At 73.7% G+C, this 209-nt stretch carries 1 protein-coding gene; it reads left to right on the forward strand.

Annotated elements, in window-relative coordinates:
• On the forward strand, positions 1 to 209 hold a 209-nt coding region (locus tag CCN56_RS45265), incomplete at both ends, for an ATP-binding cassette domain-containing protein (RefSeq protein WP_256962371.1).

The raw sequence follows: 209 nt of genomic DNA on the forward strand, positions 1-209 counted from the left end.
GGGGCCGGCAAGACCACCACTCTCTCCATGATCACCGGCCTGCTGCGGCCCGACCAGGGGCGGATCCTCGTCGCCGGGCACGACGTGTGGGCCGACCCGGAGTCGGTCGCCCAGGTCAAGGCCCGCATCGGCATCCTGCCGGAGGGCCTGCGGCTCTTCGAGCGCCTCTCGGGCCGAGAACTCCTCGCCTACAGCGGCCGGCTGCGCGG

It is taken from the genome of Streptomyces sp. NRRL B-24572 (assembly GCF_002156145.1).
Taxonomy (GTDB): domain Bacteria; phylum Actinomycetota; class Actinomycetes; order Streptomycetales; family Streptomycetaceae; genus Streptomyces; species Streptomyces vietnamensis.